At 60.6% G+C, this 752-nt stretch carries 1 protein-coding gene and 1 pseudogene; one reads left to right on the top strand and one right to left on the bottom strand.

Annotated elements, in window-relative coordinates:
- Positions 1–367 (top strand): annotated as a pseudogene (locus TW83_RS21205) (hypothetical protein); the annotation flags it as partial.
- Between the two features lie 114 nt (positions 368–481).
- Here TW83_RS21205 and TW83_RS21880 read toward each other — a convergent pair.
- Positions 482–752, bottom strand: a 271-nt coding sequence (locus TW83_RS21880) for a hypothetical protein (protein ID WP_204245785.1), incomplete at its 5' end; no start/stop codon positions are given.

Raw genomic sequence — 752 nt, 5'->3', positions numbered from 1 at the left:
TGGCAAGAAAGCCCGCAACGCGGCGCTGGTCGAGAGCGTGGCGCGGACCCTGCCCTACGGCGCAGGAAGCGCGGAGTTTTTCGGACTGATCGAGGCCGATGCCGGGGCCGGTATCCGCAAGGTCTGGACGCCCACCGCCGAGAACTTTTTCAGCCGCGTCAGCGCCGATTATCTGGACGCGCTGCATCTGGACCTGACCGGCTGCGATCCGCAGGGGAACGGCTTCAAGGCGCACAAGGCGCAGAAGAAGGCCGAGAAAGCGCAGTGCATGGAGCGTCTGTTCAGCGATGCTGAGTATCAGAAGGCATGGAAGATCGACGCAGAGAAGAAGGCCCGCATCGAGGCTTGGACCCCGGACTGCTTCTGAAAAAAATGAAGGGGCGGGGAGAATAGCCGCCCCTTCAATCCAACAGGAGGAAGAACCCGAATGTATGTTGCAACTTATTGGGATGGCAATACCTGAATAGACCCGCGCAGCGAGCTATAAACATTTATTGAAGACCGGCAGGCGATGCTCACCGCCGCTGCAATCCACAAGAACGCCCGCCCCTGTTTTACTACCGCTCAAACCGACATTTCCGCCGCAGCTCCTGTTCAGTAGAGCGCGGCCCCGCCCATCCTTCTGCGACGAAGGTTCAACTGGCCCCGCCTCGCGCGGGGCCTTTTTTCCATCGCCGCCTTTTGTCGTGACAGGGCAAGGAAAAGCAGAGCGGACGCCAGGGATGGGCAGCGTCTTGATGACCTGGCGGGGG

Origin of the sequence: Paracoccus sp. S4493, from assembly GCF_000967735.1 — a bacterium.
Classification (GTDB): Bacteria; Pseudomonadota; Alphaproteobacteria; order Rhodobacterales; family Rhodobacteraceae; genus Paracoccus; species Paracoccus marcusii.
This window is presented reverse-complemented; position numbering and strand designations above follow the sequence as displayed.